Raw genomic sequence first — 19,917 nt, forward strand, 5'->3', positions numbered from 1 at the left:
GGTCACATCCATGGGCTCGGCGAAGCGTGACCAGTGGCTACAAGGCTGGTCGCGGTGTAGCGATCAGGCCAGGTGGGGCGACAACATCCATGTTGACAGCGGTCACATAGAGTCGCATACTGCAAATGTGACCGACGGAAACATTCCGTCCATTCGTCGCAGCGACTGGGAACTGAAAGGACTTTCAATGACTAACCAACGTGTGCTTGTCACTGGGGCCACAGGCAGGGTTGGCAGTGCGGTGGCCACCCAGCTATTGGAACGGGGTGTCGCGACCAGGGTGATGGTGCACCGCAGCGACGCACGCAGTGCGCGTCTCGCGGCCATGGGCGCGGAGATTGTCATCGCCGACATGTTCGACTTCATGCAGATCCGGGCCGCGATGGATGGTGTCGACCGGTTGTATTTCAACGCCCCGTACCACCCCCATGTGCTCGACAGCGCCGTTGCGTTCGCGGTGGCGGCACGTCGGGCGGGGGTGCAAGCGATCGTGGCGATGGGGCAGTGGCTGGCAAGCCCTGAGCATCCGTCCCTGATGACCCGGCAGATGTGGTTCAACGACAAACTGTTCGAGTTGTTGCCGGATACCGCCCACATTGCCATTGATCCCGGCTTTTTCGCCGACAACTATCTCCTTGGGATGATGCCGGTCGCGGCTCAGTTCGGAATCCTGCCAATGCCGACCGGCGCGGGGCGCAATGCGCCTCCGTCCAACGAGGACATCGCTCGAGTGGTGGTGGGCGCCCTGCTCGACCCGCATCGTCACGACGGCAAGGCTTATCGTCCGACGGGGCCGAGGCTGCTGTCCGGGGCAGATATCGCCGATGCGATGGGAGAGGCGCTGGGCCGCCCCGTACGTCATGTCGATGTTCCTGCGAAGGTGTTCATGAAAGCTGTCCGCGCAAACGCGAGGCGGCTTCGAACAGACATGTTCTTCGAGTCCTGCCTACGCAACTATCTTCCCGAAACACCCCTGGGAACATGGGAGGTCGGCGGTCCTACCACGCACGTTCGCGATGTGGCCGGAGTGGAACCCGAAGACTTCCTCACGATCGCCCGCCGCTATGCCGCCGCGCCCGAATGTCGGCGTACCGCCGGCAATTTCGTCCGCTCACTAGCGGGTGCCATCCGGATCGCGATGGTGCCGATGCATCGCCTCGGCAAGTTCGACCATATGCAGCAGCACCCGCAGCCCGCCCATCCGCGGTTCTCCGGCGAGTCCGCCTTCTGGCAGCACGAACACCCCGCCGCCGACGACCGACGCGACGATCCGCTCGCGGCGACCGATACAGATTCAGCGCGGGTGTAGCGGTGGTTCTTTCATGACGGCGTCTCCGTACGAGACCGGTGTCGCCCGTGCCTCCATTGAACGGGCGCTCATCGCCGCAGGAAAGGATCTCGAGCACCTCGTGCCGGCAGATCTCGGGATGCTGGAGGATTTCCACACCATCGGTCGGATAGCCACCAGCCAACTGGTCGACCTGCTCGATATTGCTGCCGGCACCGAGGTACTCGACGCCGGCACCGGTATAGGAGGCACCGCGCGGTATCTCGCCGACCGCCTGCGGTGCAAGGTCACTGCGGTCGATCTGGCCGAGGAATGCGGGGAGAAGTCTTCGGCGTAGGAGGCGGTCCACGCGTGCATGTTTGATGCGCGGATAGTTGACGCGAGGAATAATGTGGGGTAAATATTTGTGCCAGCAATAGTCCTCATGTCAACTAAATGGAGATCAGATGTACGCGATCACTCAAGACCGGTTCGGTGGGCCCGAGCTGCTGTATCGGACCGAGGTCGAGCGGCCGCAGCCCGGTTCCGGCGAGGTGCTGGTTCGGGTGCGGGCGGCGGGGGTGAACCCGGTGGACTCGGCGGTTCGGGCCGGGTATTTCCCGCTGTTTCCCGCGCCGCCGTTCGCGCTGGGCTGGGATGTTGCGGGTGTTGTGGAGGCGGTGGGTCCGGGGGTGACGCAGTTCGAGGTCGGTGCGGAGGTTTTCGGGATGCCGCTGTTCCCGAAGGCAGCGGGTGCGTACGCGGAGTATCTGGTGGCGCCCGCTGCTGAGCTGGCGCTCAAGCCTGCGGCCCTGTCGATGTCGGAGGCGGGCGCGTTGCCGCTGGCCGGGCTGACTGCGTGGCAGGGCTTGGTCGGGCTTGCCGGGATCGAGGCCGGGCAGCGCGTATTGATCCATGCCGCGGCCGGCGGGGTCGGGCATCTGGCGGTGCAGGTTGCCAAGGCTCGCGGCGCGCACGTTGTCGGCACCGCGCGGGCCGAGAATCACGCCTTCCTGACCGGGTTGGGTGCCGACGAGCTGATCGATTACACCGCAACCGATTTCGCCGCCGCGATCGATCCGGTGGATGTGGTATTCGACCTGGTCGGCGGCGAGTACGCACCGCGCTCCCTCGGTGCGTTGAAGCCGGGGGGTCTGCTGGTCACCACGGTCGGTCACAATCCTGGGTTGACCTCGACCGAAGCCGAGCGGCACGGTGTCCGCTTCGAGACCGTGTTCGTCCATCCGTCGGCGGCGGATCTGACCGACCTCGCCGGTCTCGCCGAAACCGGTGCGCTGCGCGTCCACATCGAGCGGGAGTTCGACCTCGCCGACGCCGCCGAGGCGCACGCGTCGACCGGAAGTGCGAAGGGCAAAACTGTTCTTATCCCGTGAGGGTCAGCCGTTCATGTCGACGTCGTCGAAGAGGTTGAGCATGTGGTCGAGAACCTCGAGGCAGGAGGAGATGTCGGCGTCGGTGAGGCCGCCGCCGGTCCGGCGTAGGAGGGCGTGTTCGCGCATGGTTGCGGCAGTGATGGCCGAGGTGCCCGCTGGGGTCAGCGCTATCAATGAGGAGCGCTGATGCAGGGGGTTCGGCTGGAACTCGACCAGGTCGGCGGCCGCCGCGTCGTTGACCATGCGCTGGACGAACTGGCGGCTCAGGGACTGGGCGCGGCCCATATCCGGGACGGTCATCGGGCCGTGCTCGCGCAGCAGGTCGAGGATGGCGCGGATGCCGACCGAAAGTCCCTGGGGCGCAGCGTCTTGCTCGATCTTCCGGTAGACCCTGCGGTGCAACGTGCCGACGCGGGTGAAGACCTCCATCAGTCGGGAGGCTAGTTCGTCGGGTGGCAACGGCGGCTCGGTCACCCGGTCATTATGACACCTTAGTTGTCAAAGTGCGATCAATATGACACCTTGGTTGTCATGGATGAACTCTCACGCACGTTCGACAGCGGCGACGGACTCCTCGCCTATCGTGACGCCGGTGCGGGCCGACCGCTGGTGCTGTTGCACGCGGGTTTCGTCGACTCCACGATGTTCGACGCTCAACTGCCCGTCCTCGCTCGGCGCTACCGCGTGATCGCCCCGGACACTCGTGGGCACGGTGAATCCGCCAACGCGACACGACCTTTCCGGCAGACCGACGATCTGGCCGCGTTGCTGCGGCATCTCGATCTCGGGCCCGCGGTCCTGATCGGCGTATCAATGGGAGCCATGATCGCGGTCGACACCGCACTGGAACACCCCGATCTGGTGCGCGCCCTGGTCGTGAGCGGTCGTGCCATCGGTGAACCGGAGTATCGCGAACCGTGGTCGAAAGAACTCGACGCCACCCAGGCCCGTGCCATAGCGCACGGCGACATCGACACGTGGCTGACGGCGTTCGTACAGTGGGCGGCGGGCCCGTACCGCTCGCTCGACGAGATCGACGCCACGATGGTGTCGCGGATTCGGCAGATGGCGGCTCGGACACTCGCCAAACACGCTGCGTCCGAAACGGATCACCACATCCCGGTCGCCGCTGTCGCGGCTCGCGCGTCGACGATCGCGGTACCTGTCCTCGCCGCCGACGGCGCGTTCGATTCCCCCGACCTGATTGCGACAGTGGACCGCCTTCTCGCCGCCGTCCCCGGCAGCCGACGGGAAATCATCGCCGGCGCAGGTCATTTCCCCAACATGGAGCAACCCGCTGCCTACAACCGGATCATCGAGGATTTTGTCGGTGGTCTGCGGTAGTTCCGGTGGTTGCGAGTCCACTCTGTTCGACGGACGTCGGCCGACTGCCTATGTCCGGGTTGCCGGAATTGGGACATACGGTGCGCGGTTGGGAAATCGGCAACGTGTCCGGTTCGCAGGCATCGGTTCCCACGATGAGATATGCAACGAGGCAAGGGAATTCATCCTCCCACTCCAGGGCAAGCGCCTGCGAAACGGGCTTGTCGCGGGATACTGTGGACAACATGGGTACCTCGGAGACAGACCCGCATCCGCCAGTGGCTGTGTTCCGGGGAGTGCAGGACGGGGCAGCTGTCCCGAACCTGAACGCTCGCGTTCGGGGCGAGGCGCAACGGACCGCGATGACTTTGGCCGAGGTGCCGACTCATGCGGGTCCGGTCGAGCGCACCACAGCTATCCGGCGCGCCGCGGTCGCCGCCGGCGAGCTCGTCGGTGCGCTGTCGGAGGAGGCCGGGCCCGTTGTCGGTGCGGACTTGCCCGCCGAGTCGGTGAGCCAGTCGTTTTTTCGGGTCCGCGAGGTGGATCTGTCCGATCAGCAGGCGGCCCTACATGGTGTGCTGGTCATCCACCGGGGCCTGCGGGATCTGTGTAGTGCGCCGCTCTCGGGCGCGGACCTGGCGGTGGAGGTCGCCGGTATGGGGCAGGCCGTGCTCGACCTCACCGGTGCCGCAGCGTCCGACGGGGAGCCGGTTGGCCCGCTCTCCATTCCGGAGGCATCCGACGGCGTCTCGTTGGAGAGCGAGTGGACGGCGCGATGGCTTGTTGGGCATCAGGTCCACGTCCTGTTCAACATCTGCGCTGCGGTCGCCGTGACCGATGCCGCGCACCACCTACGCCACGGCGCGACCGCCGCCGCGCTGGAACGACTCGACCATGCCACCACCTACGTGCGCGGCTTTCCCGCGGCGATGATCCATGCCAGCACCATCCCGGTGGATTATTACCTGGCGACGGTGCGCCCGACCATGCAGCCTCCCGAGGTGGCGACGCCGTTGAGCGGACGGCAACACCGCGGCTACAAGACATTCCGTAGCGCGATGAAAGACCTGCTGAAGGTAGTGCCCGACTCCTACGAGCAGCTGGTGGCCCGCGATCCCGAACTCGCCGGCGCCAGGGACGCACTGCTGGAGGCCGACCTCGTGGACAGCGAACGCCATGTCACGCTTGCCTATTCGATGGTGCGGCTGCGCAGGTCCATCGCGCAATTGCCGACCGGCCCGGACAACGCCGTCGGTGAGCTCCGGCTGATGCGGCACCGGCGGGCCGCCCACTATGCTCCGCTGCTCCGATTCGGCGACCACTACATTGCTGACACGGTGTCGGGTCTGCGGCACGGCTGAGCAGTCGAGTTCGATTCGCCGCCTCGATATTTCCGAACAGGTGCCGAGAAAGCCTGTGTGTTGGATCAGGAGACATTGATGCACGAAATCGCCGATACCGCAGTCGTCGACGGCACCGACGTGACATTGGATCCCGCCGACTCGATCGAGGTCGACCAGCTGGCTCGAACGCTGTGCGGCGATCCTCGCAACCTGGTGGACGACCCGGAATGGGTGGCGCGTGCCCGGCACGCCTCGGATGAGCTGCCGGTATCGCTGCGCCGTAGCGTGCGCCGGTTCCGGCGATACTCCGGATCATCCGGGGTGCTGGTGGTCCACGGTCTGCCGGTCGACGAGGCAATGCTGCCCGCCACGCCCTCGGTGGCGGATTCGGTGCAGCGTGCGGCCACCGTCGCGGCCGCGGTGCTCACCATGGTTGCGTGCGGGCTCGGCGACCCCGTCGCATACCTGGCCGAGAAGTCCGGCGCCCTTGTGCAGGATGTCGTGCCCGTGCCCGGGCGGGAAACCTTCTCGGGCAATGCCGGTTCGGTGTTGCTGACCTTCCACAACGAGAACGCCTTTCACCAGCACGAGCCCGACTACGTGCTACTGCTGTGCCTGCGTGCCGACCATGACCGGGTCGCCGGTCTGCGCACCGCCTGCCTGCGCGAAGTGCTGCCGCTGCTGACGGCGGCGAGCCGGGAAACCTTGTTCGCACCCGAATTCGTCACCGCACCACCACCTTCCTTCGGTTCGGACAACCGAGCGCGTCCGCCGCAGCCGTTGCTGTTCGGCGCCGCCGACGACCCGGACATCCGGATGGCCACCATCGCGACCACGGCGCTGACGCCGCGGGCGGAAAGGGCGTTGGCCGAATTCGGCCGAGCCTGCGACACCGTCGCACGTACCACCAAGCTCATACCCGGCGACCTGGTCATTGTCGACAACCGGGTGACCGTCCACGGCCGCACCGCCTTTCGACCCCACTACGACGGAGCAGACCGCTGGGTGCAGCGAACCTTCGCCATCGCCGACCTTCGCCGCTCGCGCGACCACCGTCCGGACGACGGGTACGTCATCGCACGATAGTCACTCTGTCCCACCGCGCAACGGATCGGCTCGATCCGGAACCGAGACGCTCTCCCAGCCGACTACTCGAGTTCGGGGCCGCCGATGGGGCGGCGCGGCTGGGAGGAGAGCGGTAGTGCAGACACACCCGCACGTCCGTACGGACCGGGTGGCGGTGGCATCGGTGACCGGGGTGCTGACCGCGGCTATGGGTTTCTCGATGTTGCAGTTGTTCGTGCTGGGTGCGCTCGGTCCGCGGATTGTGCCGGACCTCGGGATGTCCTCGGCGATGCTGGGATTCACCACGACGGTCGGGTTCGGCACCGCTGCACTGCTCTCGCCGATCGCCGGTCGGGGGGTGGATCTACTCGGCCCACGACGGTGCCTCGGTGCCCTGCTCGGCATGGTCGCGTGCGCGCTCGCGTTGATCGCGTCCGCACCGGGATACGTGGTGCTGTTGCTGGCGGTTGGTCTCGGTGGTGCACCACAGGCATTGGCGAACCCTGCGACGAACAAGGCGATATTGGCGGCGATACCGGCACCGCGGCGCGCGGGGGTGACGGGTACCAAGCAATCGGGTGTCCAGCTCGGCGCGATCGCGGCGGGGCTGCCGCTGACCGCGCTTGCCGCCGTTGCGGGTTGGCGACCCGCTGTGTGGGTGGCCGCTGGTATCGCTGTGCTGACCGCTGTGTGGGTGTGGCGGATCTTGCCGGCCGATGCGCCACGGAATCAACAGGGCGCCACTGCCGACGCGGGTCACCGTGCGGCAGGTGTGGTGCGGTGGCTGGCCGTGTTCTCGGTGTTCCTCGGCGCGGGCATGGCCTCGATCAACACCTATCTCGCCCTGTTCGGGGAGCGACGGCTCGGACTCGGTGCCGCTGCCGCCGGAATGCTGGTAGCGGTGCTCGGTGTGGCCGGTATCGCAGGCCGCATCGGATGGGCGCGGCTGGCGGCCAAGCCGGGCGTAGCGGTGGTGCTGCCTGCGGGGTTGGCAGCCGGATCGGCGGCCGCCGCCGTGCTGCTGGCGGCCGCGCCGCAGGTGAACGGCCTGGTGTGGGTCGCAGTGATAGGGGTCGGTGTGTTCGGGATGGCGGGCAATGCGGTGTCGATGGTGCTCGTCATCCAACGCGCCGCACCCGGTCACGCCGGACGGGATTCGGCGTTGGTGTCGGCGGGCTTCTTTACCGGATTCGCCGTGGGGCCGCCGCTTTTCGGGCTACTGCTGCCGATGATCGGATATCGCGACGGATGGCTGACGGTGGCTGCGGAATTCGCGACGGCGGCCGGCGTCGCGGCGGCGTGGGCGCTGCGTGATAGAGGACAGCGGAGTCGGGCGTTGCAGGATCGAGCACTGCAGGATCGGACGACGCAAGACCGGACGCCGCAGGATCCAGCGCGGCAGGAACGGGCGCAGGCATGAGCGCGTGCGAAGTGGGACGCGAAGGCGTATGGCACACCGAGCCGAGCACCGCCGAGGCGGCCCTCGACGTACTGCTGGATCGTGTCGCATCAACGTATTCCGTTACCGGTCAACGTTTCCCGCTGTATGCCGATGGTGGCTCCGGCGCATGGGTCACTACAACCCGGGGTTCCTGGACCGGTGGTTTCTGGGCAGGGCTGCTGTGGTTGCGGGCACTGCGCACGGGCTCGCACACGGACCGGTCGGCGGCGAGGACTGTCACCGCGCAGCTGGAGCATTGGGTCACCGCAGACACCGCTACTCGTGGATTGATCCTGTGGTACGGAACGGCATTGGCCGCAGGGCCCGGTCGTGACAGTGCCGCTGCGAGCCTGCGCGACGAGGCCGCGCGGTCCTGCCTGACCGCTTTCGATCAGGATCTCGGCATATTGCCGTGGGGTTCGGCATTCGGCGGTTCGAGGTGGCTGGCACGGGTCGACGGCGTTGCGGGCACCGTCCCATTGCTCGCCACGGCCAATGCGCGAGCGGGTATGGCAGCGGCCCGCACGCATCTGGATACGCACGTGGCTCGATGGCGAGCCGAGCCGGTCGGCACACCGGCGTGGGGATGGGCCGCAGGCGAATGGACCGCCTGCGCGCAGCCACGGTCCGGCTGGAGCAGGGGCCGGGCCTGGCTGCTGTTGGCACTTGCCGATGCGGCGTGGTCCATCGATCCCGACTATGGGGCAGTCGCCGAGCGGCTGGTGGACTACGGGGCGGCCCCAGTGCCGTCAGCCGAATCGATCGAGGACGCCCCGCCCGACACCTCGGCAGCTGCCATCGAGGCGGTGGCTTTGCTCAAACTCGCTGCCGCGGCGGAGAGCCGGCACCGGGAGCGCCTACGCGCCAGGGCGGTGGAGATCGTTCGACATCTCGTGACGGCGCATGTGAGCGGCCCGGATGGTCCGCGCCCGTCAGGCATGCTGCTCGACGGCTGCTATGACCTCGAGCGCGGACTTGCCACCACGCACGAACTCATCTGGGGCGACTACTTTCTGGCGCTCGCCCTGGCTATCTGCACCGGTATGGTGGCACCCTTCGATACCTGAGTACGTATCTCAGCGCAGCACTCTTCTCGCCACAGCCTCGATGTGCAATTCGTCGGGACCGTCGAGCAGGCGTGCCATCCGCCCCATGCGCAGCAGCGACGGGAGTGCGGTGTCGGGACCGAGCCCGGCCGCGCCGTAGACCTGGATTGCCGCGTCGGCGACCTGCTGCAGCGTCCGTGCCGCAGCGACCTTGGCCAATGCGGCTTCCGTGCGGGCGTCGTGACCGGCCTCGATGAGTGCAGCCGCCTTGTGCACCAGCGGGCGGGTACTGCGAATGGCAAGCAATGACTCGAAAACATGCTGCTGCACCAGTTGTCGGTCGGCCAGCGGCCCGCGCGACTGGGTGCGGCTGCGCGCCCGATCGCACATCAACCCGAATGCGCGCTCTGCCTGCCCCAGCCAGCGCAGACAGCGCAGCGTGCGCCCGAGCTGCAGGCGCTGCCCCGCGATACGCAATGCCGCACCGGGTTCGCCGATCAGGTGGTCGCCCGGCACCCGAACATCGTCGAAGGTGATCTCCCACTGGCCGCCGATACCGAAAACCGGAACTTCGCGCACGATTCGGAACCCCGGGCTGTCGGTGGGGACCAGCAGCAGCGACAACCCGTCACGGCTCGGCGCGGCGCCGTCGGTGCGGGCGAGCACCGCGATCAGGTCGGCGTCGGCGGCGCCGCTGACGAACCACTTGCGCCCGGTCAATCTCCACGAGTCATCCGGTTGGGCGATCGCGCGGGTGGCCGTCAGCGCCGGATCGGTGCCGGGGGTTTCCGGCTCGGTCATCGCATAGGCGGCGCGCAGCTCACCGGAGACCAATCGCTTCAGATAGCTGTCGCGGATTCGGTCGCGGGCATGTTGTTGCAGCATCCGCACATCCAGCAGCGATACCGACCCGAGGGCCGTCGGCCCGTGATCACTCGCGCCTTCGGCTTCCGCCAGTTGCACATAGTCGGCGAAAGGCAGGCCCTGCCCGCCCAATTCGATCGGCAACGGCAACGCCCACAGTCCCGCTGTTTTGGCCGCTGCCCTCAGTTCGGTCAGCGCCGCGTCCGCTGTCGTGCCGCCCGCGTCGAGCCTGCCTTCCTGAGGCATCACCTGTTCGGTGACGAAGGCCGTGACGCGTTCGCGCAATTCCGCGGGATCGAGCTCGGTGCGGGTGGCAGCGGCGGGTCCCTCGACGGTCGGCGCCGCGCCCTGGGATGTGAACGGCTTCATGGTTTCTCCTCCGCGCTGGCCGGAACCCGAGGGCTCGGCGGTCCGACTGCTGTTGTCCGTGGGATTGGTCGGTGGCGACCGCCGCCGAGTTCCCGCGACAGCATGACCGTTCAAAAGGAGAGCCATGACAGCAGGCACCATGCGGACAGCCAGTTCCCACCGGGCCCCACTTCCGCTGCGGGGTATGCGATTATCGACCGGGAGTCTGCCCGATTCGGTCGCGACGGCCTCCGAACATCTGCGGTTGCTCGGCGCCGAACCGGTTGTGGGGGAGAGTGCCGCACTGACTCTCACCAGCCCCGACGGTGCCACCGCTGCGGCCGAGGTGAGCTGGGGTGGCGCACACAGTCAGGTGTGGGACGAGGCGACCGCGCAGGCCGCCGCCGGGTTGATGCACGTGCACGGCCGCCGGGACGGGTCACCGCGCGGCCTCGCTGTCGACTATGCCACCACCGCCACCGGAATCCTCGCTGTTCAGGGGCTGCTCGCCGCACTGGTCGGCCAGTCCCGCGGCACCGCGGCGACTACGGTGGGCGTCGCCGCCGACCGAACAGCCCTGCTGACCATCTCGCAATACTTGGCGGCCGCGTGCGCCGACGACGACGAGGCAACTCCGCTCGCACCGGGCGGCCCGCCGTTCACCACCGCCGACGGCGTGTACTTCGAGGTCGAGGCACTGGATGTCGCAGTGTGGGCCGATTTCTGGCGCGCGATGGACGCGCCGCCGGATGCTTTGCGAAAAGGATGGCGGCCCTTCCAATTTCGCTATGCGACCGCCTGCGCCCCGATTCCCGAGGAACTCCATCGCACCACCTCGACACGGACCTGGGCGCAGGTGCGCGCGGCGGCCGACGAATCGGGTGCCGACGTATGCCGTCTGCACACGCTGACCGAGCGCGGCGAAGAGATGCGAGCCGACGGCGGGAATGCTCTTCCGTGGCAGTTCGCGCTGTCGGAGCCCGCTGAAAGTCGCAGGGCGGTGCGCGATTCTGCCGCCACCGTCGCCCGCCCGCTCGCGGGCCTAACCGTGCTCGAAGCGGGGCGGCGCGTGCAGGCGCCGCTGGCAGCGCATCTGCTCGGACTGCTGGGCGCCGATGTGGTGCGGATCGAGCCGCCGGGCGGCGATCCACTGCGTGGGATGCCCCCTACGTGCTCGGATGTCTCGGCCCGGTGGCTGGCGTTGAACCGTGGCAAGGATGCCGTGGAGATCGACATCAAATCGCCCGCCGATCGAAAGCGCCTGCGCGAGTTGGCCACCGGCGCCGACGTGTTCCTGCACAACTGGGCGCCGGGCAAGGCCGAACAACTCGAGCTCGGCGCCGACGACTTGTCGGCCGCCAACCCCGGCCTGGTCTACGCCTACACCAGCGGTTGGGCCGGGCGACTGGAGCACGCGCCGATGGGCACCGATTTCATGGTTCAGGCCCGCACCGGAGTCGGTGCAGCGGCACGACCGGCTGATGAGCCGCCGATGCCGTCGCTGATGACGCTGCTGGACGTGCTCGGCGGCATGTTGGGCACCGAAGCGATTCTCGCGGGCCTACTGACCAGGGAACAGACCGGTCGCGGTGTCCGCGTCGAATCGTCGCTGCTGGCCGCCGCCGACTTGCTCACAGCGCCCGCGGTGGCCCGCGCCGAGGCCGGGCTGCCGCCGCGCCGCCCAGCCGGGTTCCGTCGCCCACTGGCGACCGCGGACGGCTGGCTCGCACCGTCCGACGAGCATGCCGTCACGGCCGCCGTCCACGCCGACCGCCTGTCCGGGTTGCGCACCGATGCGGCCGTTGCCTGGTTGCGCGACAACGACATCCACGCCACCGCCGTCACCACCGATCTCGCCGCGCTGCCGGGTGATCCTCGATTCGCTGCCGCCCTCACCACGGACATGCATGGGGCCGTGGCTGTTTCGTCACCCTGGAGTTTCCGATGACTGTGCTACTACACGATCTGGTCCCGACCCGGCTACGCCGTTCCTGGGCCGCCGACGGCGCGTGCCCCGACCTCGACCTGTACTCACTATTTCGGGCGCACCGCTGTCTGGACCCGCACCGCACCGCGCTCCTCGACGCCGCAGGCAAGGTCTGCTATACCCGGCTCGACACACTCGTCCGACGGCTCGCGGCCGGGCTCGCCGCCGAAGGTGTCCAACCCGGAGATGTTGTCGGAGTTCAACTCCCGAACTGCCGCGAAGCCGTCATCGCCGACCTGGCCCTCGCCGCGCTCGGTGCGGTTGCGCTGCCTTTCCCCGCCGGCCGTGGGCTTCGCGAGGCCGAATCGCTGCTGCGCCGCGCCGACGCCGTCGCGGTCATCGCGGCGACGGAATTCCGCGATCACACCCACGCCGCCGAGCTGTCCGAACTGCTCGATCGGCTGCCCATGCTGCGGTTCGTCGCCGCGGTAGGAAAAACGGAGATCCCGGACCGATGTCTCTCCTTCGTCGAACTGATGAAAGCAGATGGTGAGACGTTCGTCCCTGCGCGCCCGGATCCCGACACCGCCGCGCGCATCCTGGTCTCCTCCGGCTCGGAAGCCGAACCGAAAATGGTTGCCTACTCACACAACGCGCTAGCCGGCGGGCGCGGGAACTTCATGAGTTCGCTGCTGGCCGACGGCGAGCCGCCCCGCAGCCTGTTTCTCGTCCCGTTGGCAACGGCGTTCGGCAGCAACGGCACCGCGGTTACGCTGGCACGGCACGGCGGCACACTGATTCTGCTGGACCATTTCACACCGCAAGGTGCGCTCGACGCGATCGCTCGACACCATCCGACCCATGTCCTGGGTGTCCCGACGATGGTCCGCATGATGCTCGACCAGGGCGCGGCCACGGCGGACACGTCCTCGATGACGGCATTGGTGCTCGGCGGTTCACAGCTGGACAGGGCCACCGCCGAGGAAGCCAAGCGCGGCTTCGGATGCTCGGTGGTCAACCTCTACGGTTCGGCCGACGGCGTGAACTGCCACACCGACCTCGGCGAAACCGACACGGCTACTACGGGTCCCGGTGTCCTGGTCGGTCGGCCCGACCCTCGCGTCGCCGAGATTCGGATCGCACGCGTCGACACCGGCGAGATCGCTCCACTCGGCGAGACCGGCGAGATCGTGGCCCGCGGCCCGATGACGCCGCTGTGCTACGTCGGCAGCCCCGAACTGGACGCGCGCTACCGCACTGCCGACGGCTGGGTCCGCACCGGTGATCTCGGCGTCCTCGACCCCGAAGGCCGGCTGCATGTTGTCGGCCGACTCAAGGAGGTCGTCATCCGAGGCGGCGCCAACATCAGTCCCGCCGAAGTGGAACAGCTGCTCGCTACCCACCCCGACGTGCGCGACGTGGTGTGTGTCGGTGTGCCGCACCAGGTATTGGGGGAGCGGTTGGCCGCCTGCGTGGTGCCACGGCCGGGGTGCGCGCCCGACCTCGACGCCCTCTGCGCCCACCTGCGTGCGCAGGGTATGGAGCGCGGAAAACATCCGGAAGCGCTGCTGTTGCTCGACACCCTGCCGTTGACTCCGGCAGGAAAGCCGGACCGGACCGCACTGCGTTCACGAGTCGCCGCACCGATGGGCTGACGCGCAGCATTCGAAACCTGGAGCGGGGCAGGCACTTCGGTGCCTGCCCCGCATCGGTCTTGTCAACGGTAGTTCAGGAGCCGGACATCGCCTTCTTCAGCGCGACTTCCGCATTGCGGTACACGCCCAGCAGGTCGTAGTCCTGGCCGGGGAAGTTGACGATCGAGACCTGCTTTGCTCCGGAATCCGGCAGCGCAGTCCCGCTGGACATGTGCGCGTTGTCGAGCACGAAGTCCGGCTTCTTCGCGGCGAGCCCGGCGAGTTGACCGGGAGTCACTGCCTCCGGCCCGTAGGTGCCCACCACTTGTGCCCCGGCCAACTGAGCCGCCCAGGTCGAAAAGACCTGCGCGACAACGGTCGGCTGCTTGCCACCCGGCCACGTCGCCCGAACCTCCTTGCCGAGCCTGTCGTATTCGGCGATGAAGGCCGAGGTCCAGGATTCGGCCGCCGATGCGGTGCCGAACTCCTTGCCGAGCGCCTGCACCTGAGCGGTTACCTTGTCCGCGGAGTTGTCGAGATTCACCTCGATCAGCTTCGCACGCGAGCCCGCAGCCTCCTTGATCTTCGCTGCGAACGGCTCGAACGGCGCGTACAGCACGAAGTCGGCCTCGGCCACGGCGTTCAGGTCGGACGGCTTGGGGTCGTAGTCGGGTGCGTGGTGTACGGAGGTGGGCACGATGACCTGCACGTCGTCGATACCTGCGGCCTTGGCGAATCCGGCCTCCCACGCGGTGGTCGCCACCACGGTCGGATGGTGTTCGGCGTCGTGTTTGTCGTCGGTACCGGAACAGCCGCTCAACAGCACACCTACGCTGAGCGCGAGGGCGGCGGCCGATACGCGGCCATTGGTCAGTGCACGGAAGCGTGCCATGAGGTGTTTCTCCGTTCGGGAATGAGATGAGCCGCAAGAGCGGCTGCCCCCGCGGCGAGGACCAGAACCGGTCCGGGCGGCAGGTCGAGAGCCAGCGCCACCAGGAAACCGATCAGGTTGACAGTGATGCCGATGCCGATGGCCCAGCAGATGATCGCGGTGAGCGAATGCCCCAGTCGGCGCGCGGCCAGTGCCGGGAGCAGGGTGAGCGCATCGACCAGCAGCGCTCCGGTGAGCCGAATTCCGCCGGCCACCGCGACCGCAACCAGCACCAGTAACACGAGGGTGAGCCGCCGCACCGGCACACCAGAGACCAGCGCGAGCTCCCGATCGTGCAGCAGCAGTGCCAGATCGCGACGCCGCCACCAGAACAGCGCTGGCACAACCACGGCCAGCGCCGCGAGCACCAGCACGTCCTGCACCCGCACTGCGAGAATGGAACCCCACAGCAGCGAGAACGCCGCCGACGCATTCACCCCGGCAATGGAGAGCACCAGCAGCGCCGCCGCGATTGCCAGACTCATCAGCAAACCCATTGCCCCGGACAGGCTTTCCGGCGTGCGGGCCAACGGGCTGATCCCCGCCCCTGCCACCGCACAGGCGACAAGCCCGCACAGCGCCGGATCCAGGCCGGTCAGCATGCCGATCGCGGCGCCGAGCAGCGCGACATGCATCATCGCGAACCGCACCGGAATGATGTCGAGCCCGACGATCACCACTCCGATCACCGGTAATCCGACCGACCCGACCAACAATGCAACCCCAGCGCGCTGTACCGACGCCATCCCGAGGAGGTCGGCCAGCTGAGCGGGTCCGTTCACGACACCTCCCGCAACCGGCCCGCGGCCATTTCGAGCACTCGGTCGCACCGCCGCGCCAGTGCCCTGTCGTGGGTGACGACCACGAGTGTCACCGGAAGTTCGGCAAGGACGTCCGCGGCTTCCTCTTGCCCGGCGAAATCCAGTGCGGCCGTTGGTTCGTCGGCGAGCACGACACCTGCGCCCGTCGCCACACAACCGACCGCGCGAGACAGGTGCATGCGTTGCAATTGTCCGCCCGAGAGCGTGTCGAGGGGACGGTCTATGAGGGCACCGACCCCGAGACGGTCCGCCATGGCTTCGGCCGCACCGCGGCTGCCCGAGCTGGCCAGCAATTCACCTGCCAGCAAAGGGAAACGGCCCGCGGCAGGCCGTTGTGGGATCCACGCGCAGGCCCGCCGCCGCCACGTCTGCTCGGCGGCGCTGTGCCCGCCGCGCCCACCGACCATGACCTCGCCCCGAACCACCGCGTGCAGTCCGAGCACCCCGCGCAACAACGTCGTCTTGCCCGAACCGTTGGTGCCCGTCAAGGCAACCCGCTGCCCGGCAGGGACATCGAGATCGATATCGCTGACGACTTCGACACGGCCGTGGCGGCAGGACACACCCTTCAATCGCAGGTCCAACCCGCCCATTCACACCACCTCCGTCAGTATCTCCGCGCCCGGCGCGCGCCGCGATTGGGCCCGCGGCAGTAGTCGGAACTGCGCGCCGATCGGTTCCGCGACATCGCCTTCGGGGCATGCAGCGGGCTCGTCCACCGCCAGCCACAGGGTGATCAGGGTTTCCCGAGCCCGCGCGACTCTGGACCGGATCGTGCCCACCGGGCACCCCACCGTCTGTGCCGCCTCTGCGTAGGACAGGCCGAGCACCTGGGTGAGGACGAAAGCCTCGCGGCGCTGCTCGGGCAGGCCGCGCAGCAGATCGGCGATCACCATTTCCTCTGGAAAATCGGGTATTTCGTGATCGCGGCGCTGATCGAGGGCCAATTGCCAGTCGTCGAGTTGCGCGTTCTTCGGCCGGGCCGCCGCGCTGCGGAATCGGTCGACGACCACCCGCCTTGCGATGGACAACAGCCAGGTTCTCGCGGTGGATCGGCCTGCGAACCTGGGCAGACTGCCGATGGCGCGCAGAAAGGTTTCCTGAGTGAGGTCGTCTGCGGACTGGATATCGGTGAGGTGCGCGACGAATCGCCACACGTCACGTTGGGTCGAGCGGATGAATTCCTCCAAGGCGCGACGGTCACCGTTGCCGGCCGCCAGCGCCAGCGCCGTCAGCTGTTCGTCGGACATGACCGGCTCCCATTTCGGTATCTCCGACCGGCGGCGAGGAACAAGGAACTACCGCTACGTCGCAGCGGTGAGGGCATCGAATGCATTTCACAGAATCTCGGTTCGGCGACGCCACACGAGGCGGCGTCGAAAAGACCGGCCGCACACTATGCCTCGGCGCACCAACGGGTGCACGGGCGAAGGACGGCCGCTGACCGGGAGGCGCGCCATAGCCACCGCCCGGGTCGGGCGAGGAGGATACGGCGGCTGCGTCCGCCACTCGTGTCCGCGGGACCGATAGTGCGCCGACCGGATTGTCGGCCGCTGGACCCCACGTCACTGCGCCGGAACCATTCCGGCTGCTCGGGACGAACTCTCAGACCTAGACCATCCCGACGGGCGGCCCGCGCCGGGCCATCACATAACGCAACAGGACACTGCGCGGCGGCGCACCCCGGTCGACGGCGATCGGAACCCCGGACCCCGCCTCCGCCACGGCCGTATGGACGAGCAGCAGCAGCGGCGCAAGCATCCGCGCGTACAGCGCGGCCAACAGCGCGAACAATGCTCTCTCGCCCAACCACAACCACACCGCACAGACCAGCGCGGCGACGCCGTGCGCGGCCATCATGATCAGCGAATCAGTCTGTGCACCGGCAAGTTCGGATGTGACGGCATGCGATGCGCCGTGACCGCCCGATACCGCGGGAACCCCGAACCACAGATGTAGTGCCACCTGCATCACCAGCAGCCCACCGCCGATGGCGACAATCCCGCGCTGCCGATCGGCCGCCGCCCACGCGACCGAACCGGTAGCAGCGAACGCGAGAATCAGCGCGGAAGCCGACACACCATGCCCCGACACCTCGGCGTGCCCGACCGCCGACAGCAGCACTCCGATCGCCGCGAACATCGCGGCACGCGTCGCCCGCGTAATCGGGGATGCGGGCGAATGATTCATAGCACCGCCCATATTCCCATCCTCCCGGCGGCTCAGCGTCGGGAGGGCCGCGATCGGCTCACCAGATGGCGTGTGACGGCGGTGGGCCCGAGCCCATCACCTGGATGAACGGTCGATCGGCGGTGCGTTCGGCGTCGTCGGGTGGCATGTCACAAGTCGGGAATCCAGTTGCCGTGGAGTCCCAGCGGGACTCGGGTGGGCAGGTGGATGCGGGCGACCGGATCACCGGTGAAGTCTTGCGCGGCAAGGATGACGAGGTCGCAAGCACCGCGATCGGGGTCGTGGACGTAGGCCATGGTGTAGCCGTCGTCTTCTGCACTCGAGTCGGCGGCGGGAACGAAGACGGTCTCGCCGACGGCGCTGTCGCGACCGAATTCGTGTGCTTCGGTGGTGCCGTCGCGTAGATCATGTTTGAGCAGCGCGTTGCTGAATCCCGCGTCCGGACGGTCGGCATCGATCGTGCTCGGAGTGGCGTAGAGCTCGGTGACCGCGGAATACCCGTACCGATACGGGCGTCCGGCGAAGCGGCCGTTCATGCGCGGGAAGTCTTGTGGGCGGTCGTGCAGAAGGTCTTGGCGCACTTTCCCGATCGACAGGTCGACGGTCCAGCGTTCCAGCACCGGACGGCTCCCACCGATATCGGTCAGCTCGTACTCGTTCGGATGCACGATCACGTCGACGACGATCGACCCGTCGTCTTCGAAGGCGTTGAGGGTGTGACCGACACTGCCAGGTGCCAGTTCGAGCCAGCGAACAGCACCGTCGGAGCGGCGCAGCACGCCGATCCGGGACCCGAGTGCCGGGTTCCAGGCGAAGGGCACGCCGGTGGCGATTCTGTCCATCGTGAAGATCAAGGGTGACTCGTAGATCAGCACGTAGTTTTCGGTGAGCGCGAAGTCGTGCATATACGGCATGGACGGGGTCGAAATGTTGGTCACCTGCTGGACCTCGCCGGTTCGGCCGATCTCGATGTGCTGCACGAAGTCCGCGCCGTAACGGAACGTCAGTGTGTGCAGTAGCCCGGTGCTCGGCTCGTATTTGCTGTGGGCGTTGGCGGCGAAGCCTTCCGGAGTGGCGCCCAGGTCGGAGGGGCCGACGGTGTCGAGCTCGTAGGTGAGTTCATACGGGCGGATGCCGCCCTCGAGGAGGGCATAGGTGCGACCGCCGTGGCCGGCGACCTGGACGTTGGGTGCGAAATCCAGCTGATCGTCCACGGGTACGCCGCGGCGCGGCTCGCCGAGCCGATCGGCTACCGAAGTCGAACGCACCCAACGGTTTCGATACCACTCGGCGCGGCCATCACGCAGCCGCACCCCGTGGACCATGCCTTCGCCCAGCGTCCAAATGTGGGCCGAAGCATCTTCGAGGCCGAGTGGATTCGGGCCGATACGGAGGTACCGGCCGTTCAGTTCCGGTGGTATTCGACCGGTCACCGGCAGATCGTGGACCGTGATCTCTTCGGTCACGGGCGCGAAATTGCCTCGGACATAACGGTTGTCGGTCATGGGACCCCTTCGGTCGGTCGGATCGGTACGGCCTCGATAGTACATCTGTTCTATACATTTGTATAGAACAGATGTTTGTGACGTTTGTATGAAACGCTCGTCATAGGGGCGGCTAGGATTGCGGGATGGGACACCGCGAGGATCTGCTGGACGGCGCCAAGCGCTGCCTCATCGAGCGTGGCTACGCTCGCACAACGGCCCGCGATATCGTGGCGGCCTCCGGTGCCAACCTTGCCTCGATCGGCTACCACTTCGGTTCGAAGGAAGCCCTGCTCAACATTGCGATGCTGGCGATGTCCGGCGATGCGATGGAGGAGATTCGGCAGCTCGTACCGGCCGATGCCCTACCCGCTCAACGGATTCGTCTCATCTGGGACGCGCTGATCGAATCCTTCGCCGACAATCGCGCAATGTGGACCGCGAACCTGGAGCTGGCTGTGCAGGCCATCCGTTCCGACGACCTGCGTGCTCAGTTGTCCGATGGCCAGGAGGCTGCCCGCGAGATGCTCGGCGGCTTTGTGTCACATGCCGGTGCTGACGCTCGCGAAGCGGGTTCGGTGGAACTTGCCTTGATCACCGGGGTGATGGTCCAGCATCTCGTCGATCCGTCGCGTGCGCCCGACGCGGAACAAGTGCTACGCGGATTACGCGCCATTGCGGCCGCCGGTGACGAGAAAGCGTGAACGCCGGGAGGTAGCGCCCGAGTTTGGAAACGAATGGATGCAAGCTCTCGTTCGGTCTGCTCGACGGCAGTGAATCTACGTATCTGACTACGTGATTATTCACCGTTGTTGCCATGTACTCCTGCGGTGCTGAAA

General features: G+C 67.3%; 19 protein-coding genes. 11 read left to right on the forward strand and 8 right to left on the reverse strand.

Going from position 1 to position 19,917, the window contains the following annotated elements; genetic code table 11:
* Positions 1–10 precede the first annotated feature (10 nt).
* The 3 genes from ACLMAL_RS11965 to ACLMAL_RS11975 all read left to right on the forward strand — a co-directional run bounded on the left by ACLMAL_RS11965 (position 11) and on the right by ACLMAL_RS11975 (position 2,661).
* Complete coding sequence (locus ACLMAL_RS11965) at positions 11–1,309, forward strand: NmrA family NAD(P)-binding protein (protein WP_411999120.1); 1,299 nt, start codon at positions 11–13, stop codon at positions 1,307–1,309.
* A gap of 13 nt (positions 1,310–1,322) precedes the next feature.
* Positions 1,323–1,625, forward strand: coding sequence for an SAM-dependent methyltransferase (locus tag ACLMAL_RS11970; RefSeq protein ID WP_411999121.1), 303 nt, complete (start codon positions 1,323–1,325; stop codon positions 1,623–1,625).
* A gap of 109 nt (positions 1,626–1,734) precedes the next feature.
* A complete protein-coding gene (locus ACLMAL_RS11975) occupies positions 1,735–2,661 on the forward strand; it encodes an NADP-dependent oxidoreductase (RefSeq protein ID WP_411999122.1) in 927 nt (308 codons plus the stop codon).
* A gap of 3 nt (positions 2,662–2,664) precedes the next feature.
* Here the strand turns inward: ACLMAL_RS11975 and ACLMAL_RS11980 are convergent, their stop codons facing one another.
* Entirely contained in the window at positions 2,665–3,135 is a 471-nt protein-coding gene (locus tag ACLMAL_RS11980) for a MarR family winged helix-turn-helix transcriptional regulator (RefSeq protein WP_411999123.1), read from the reverse strand.
* Positions 3,136–3,192: 57 nt separating this feature from the next.
* Between ACLMAL_RS11980 and ACLMAL_RS11985 the strand changes: the two genes are divergently transcribed.
* The 5 genes from ACLMAL_RS11985 (at position 3,193) to ACLMAL_RS12005 (ending at position 8,900) form a co-directional block, all read left to right on the forward strand.
* Positions 3,193–4,005 (forward strand): alpha/beta fold hydrolase, encoded by an 813-nt coding sequence (locus tag ACLMAL_RS11985; protein ID WP_411999124.1) that lies wholly within the window; start codon positions 3,193–3,195, stop codon positions 4,003–4,005.
* Between the two features lie 224 nt (positions 4,006–4,229).
* Positions 4,230–5,345, forward strand: coding sequence for a hypothetical protein (locus tag ACLMAL_RS11990; protein ID WP_411999125.1), 1,116 nt, complete (start codon positions 4,230–4,232; stop codon positions 5,343–5,345).
* Between the two features lie 78 nt (positions 5,346–5,423).
* Positions 5,424–6,413, forward strand: a complete 990-nt coding sequence (locus ACLMAL_RS11995) for a TauD/TfdA family dioxygenase (protein WP_411999126.1) — start codon at positions 5,424–5,426, stop codon at positions 6,411–6,413.
* A 115-nt stretch (positions 6,414–6,528) separates the two neighbouring features.
* Entirely contained in the window at positions 6,529–7,812 is a 1,284-nt protein-coding gene (locus tag ACLMAL_RS12000) for an MFS transporter (protein WP_411999127.1), read from the forward strand.
* The gene (locus ACLMAL_RS12005; protein WP_411999128.1) at positions 7,809–8,900 is read left to right on the forward strand and encodes a hypothetical protein; all 1,092 of its coding nucleotides are present in this window, start codon (positions 7,809–7,811) and stop codon (positions 8,898–8,900) included. Before ACLMAL_RS12000 ends, ACLMAL_RS12005 begins: the two co-directional genes overlap by 4 nt.
* 9 nt (positions 8,901–8,909) lie before the next feature.
* Here the strand turns inward: ACLMAL_RS12005 and ACLMAL_RS12010 are convergent, their stop codons facing one another.
* On the reverse strand, positions 8,910–10,112 hold the full coding sequence (locus ACLMAL_RS12010) for an acyl-CoA dehydrogenase family protein (RefSeq protein WP_411999129.1): 1,203 nt from the start codon (positions 10,110–10,112) through the stop codon (positions 8,910–8,912).
* Positions 10,113–10,296: 184 nt separating this feature from the next.
* On the opposite strand from ACLMAL_RS12010, the gene ACLMAL_RS12015 reads away from it, so the two are divergent.
* On the forward strand, positions 10,297–12,039 hold the full coding sequence (locus ACLMAL_RS12015) for a CoA transferase (protein WP_411999130.1): 1,743 nt from the start codon (positions 10,297–10,299) through the stop codon (positions 12,037–12,039).
* Positions 12,036–13,673, forward strand: a complete 1,638-nt coding sequence (locus ACLMAL_RS12020) for a class I adenylate-forming enzyme family protein (RefSeq protein WP_411999131.1) — start codon at positions 12,036–12,038, stop codon at positions 13,671–13,673. Before ACLMAL_RS12015 ends, ACLMAL_RS12020 begins: the two co-directional genes overlap by 4 nt.
* Before the next feature lie 73 nt (positions 13,674–13,746).
* On the opposite strand, the gene ACLMAL_RS12025 is transcribed toward ACLMAL_RS12020, so the two are convergent.
* The 6 genes from ACLMAL_RS12025 to ACLMAL_RS12050 form a co-directional block, all read right to left on the reverse strand.
* Complete coding sequence (locus tag ACLMAL_RS12025; RefSeq protein ID WP_411999132.1) at positions 13,747–14,544, reverse strand: ABC transporter substrate-binding protein; 798 nt, start codon at positions 14,542–14,544, stop codon at positions 13,747–13,749.
* Positions 14,523–15,365 (reverse strand): metal ABC transporter permease, encoded by an 843-nt coding sequence (locus ACLMAL_RS12030; RefSeq protein WP_411999133.1) that lies wholly within the window; start codon positions 15,363–15,365, stop codon positions 14,523–14,525. The genes ACLMAL_RS12025 and ACLMAL_RS12030 overlap by 22 nt, the downstream gene beginning before the upstream one ends.
* Complete coding sequence (locus ACLMAL_RS12035) at positions 15,362–15,997, reverse strand: ABC transporter ATP-binding protein (RefSeq protein WP_411999134.1); 636 nt, start codon at positions 15,995–15,997, stop codon at positions 15,362–15,364. Before ACLMAL_RS12035 ends, ACLMAL_RS12030 begins: the two co-directional genes overlap by 4 nt.
* Complete coding sequence (locus ACLMAL_RS12040) at positions 15,998–16,654, reverse strand: sigma-70 family RNA polymerase sigma factor (RefSeq protein ID WP_411999135.1); 657 nt, start codon at positions 16,652–16,654, stop codon at positions 15,998–16,000.
* Between the two features lie 361 nt (positions 16,655–17,015).
* Entirely contained in the window at positions 17,016–17,606 is a 591-nt protein-coding gene (locus ACLMAL_RS12045; protein ID WP_411999136.1) for a hypothetical protein, read from the reverse strand.
* 137 nt (positions 17,607–17,743) lie between these two features.
* Positions 17,744–19,099: a carotenoid oxygenase family protein gene (locus ACLMAL_RS12050; RefSeq protein WP_411999137.1), complete on the reverse strand. Its 1,356-nt coding sequence runs from the start codon at positions 19,097–19,099 to the stop codon at positions 17,744–17,746.
* A gap of 125 nt (positions 19,100–19,224) precedes the next feature.
* Between ACLMAL_RS12050 and ACLMAL_RS12055 the strand changes: the two genes are divergently transcribed.
* Positions 19,225–19,782, forward strand: coding sequence for a TetR/AcrR family transcriptional regulator (locus tag ACLMAL_RS12055; protein WP_411999138.1), 558 nt, complete (start codon positions 19,225–19,227; stop codon positions 19,780–19,782).
* Positions 19,783–19,917 lie beyond the last annotated feature (135 nt).

This window comes from Nocardia sp. CWNU-33 (genome assembly GCF_046764895.1).
Lineage (GTDB): Bacteria > Actinomycetota > Actinomycetes > Mycobacteriales > Mycobacteriaceae > Nocardia.

Bases quoted from the DNA above. Each gene is read 5' to 3' on its own strand.
- ACLMAL_RS11965 (WP_411999120.1), top strand. From the start codon at position 11: ATGGGCTCGGCGAAGCGTGACCAGTGGCTACAAGGCTGGTCGCGGTGT.
- ACLMAL_RS11970 (WP_411999121.1), top strand. From the start codon at position 1,323: ATGACGGCGTCTCCGTACGAGACCGGTGTCGCCCGTGCCTCCATTGAA.
- ACLMAL_RS11975 (WP_411999122.1), top strand. From the start codon at position 1,735: ATGTACGCGATCACTCAAGACCGGTTCGGTGGGCCCGAGCTGCTGTAT.
- ACLMAL_RS11985 (WP_411999124.1), top strand. From the start codon at position 3,193: ATGGATGAACTCTCACGCACGTTCGACAGCGGCGACGGACTCCTCGCC.
- ACLMAL_RS11990 (WP_411999125.1), top strand. From the start codon at position 4,230: ATGGGTACCTCGGAGACAGACCCGCATCCGCCAGTGGCTGTGTTCCGG.
- ACLMAL_RS11995 (WP_411999126.1), top strand. From the start codon at position 5,424: ATGCACGAAATCGCCGATACCGCAGTCGTCGACGGCACCGACGTGACA.
- ACLMAL_RS12005 (WP_411999128.1), top strand. From the start codon at position 7,809: ATGAGCGCGTGCGAAGTGGGACGCGAAGGCGTATGGCACACCGAGCCG.
- ACLMAL_RS12010 (WP_411999129.1), bottom strand. From the start codon at position 10,112: ATGAAGCCGTTCACATCCCAGGGCGCGGCGCCGACCGTCGAGGGACCC.
- ACLMAL_RS12015 (WP_411999130.1), top strand. From the start codon at position 10,297: ATGCGATTATCGACCGGGAGTCTGCCCGATTCGGTCGCGACGGCCTCC.
- ACLMAL_RS12020 (WP_411999131.1), top strand. From the start codon at position 12,036: ATGACTGTGCTACTACACGATCTGGTCCCGACCCGGCTACGCCGTTCC.
- ACLMAL_RS12025 (WP_411999132.1), bottom strand. From the start codon at position 14,544: ATGGCACGCTTCCGTGCACTGACCAATGGCCGCGTATCGGCCGCCGCC.
- ACLMAL_RS12035 (WP_411999134.1), bottom strand. From the start codon at position 15,997: ATGGGCGGGTTGGACCTGCGATTGAAGGGTGTGTCCTGCCGCCACGGC.
- ACLMAL_RS12040 (WP_411999135.1), bottom strand. From the start codon at position 16,654: ATGTCCGACGAACAGCTGACGGCGCTGGCGCTGGCGGCCGGCAACGGT.
- ACLMAL_RS12045 (WP_411999136.1), bottom strand. From the start codon at position 17,606: ATGGGCGGTGCTATGAATCATTCGCCCGCATCCCCGATTACGCGGGCG.
- ACLMAL_RS12050 (WP_411999137.1), bottom strand. From the start codon at position 19,099: ATGACCGACAACCGTTATGTCCGAGGCAATTTCGCGCCCGTGACCGAA.
- ACLMAL_RS12055 (WP_411999138.1), top strand. From the start codon at position 19,225: ATGGGACACCGCGAGGATCTGCTGGACGGCGCCAAGCGCTGCCTCATC.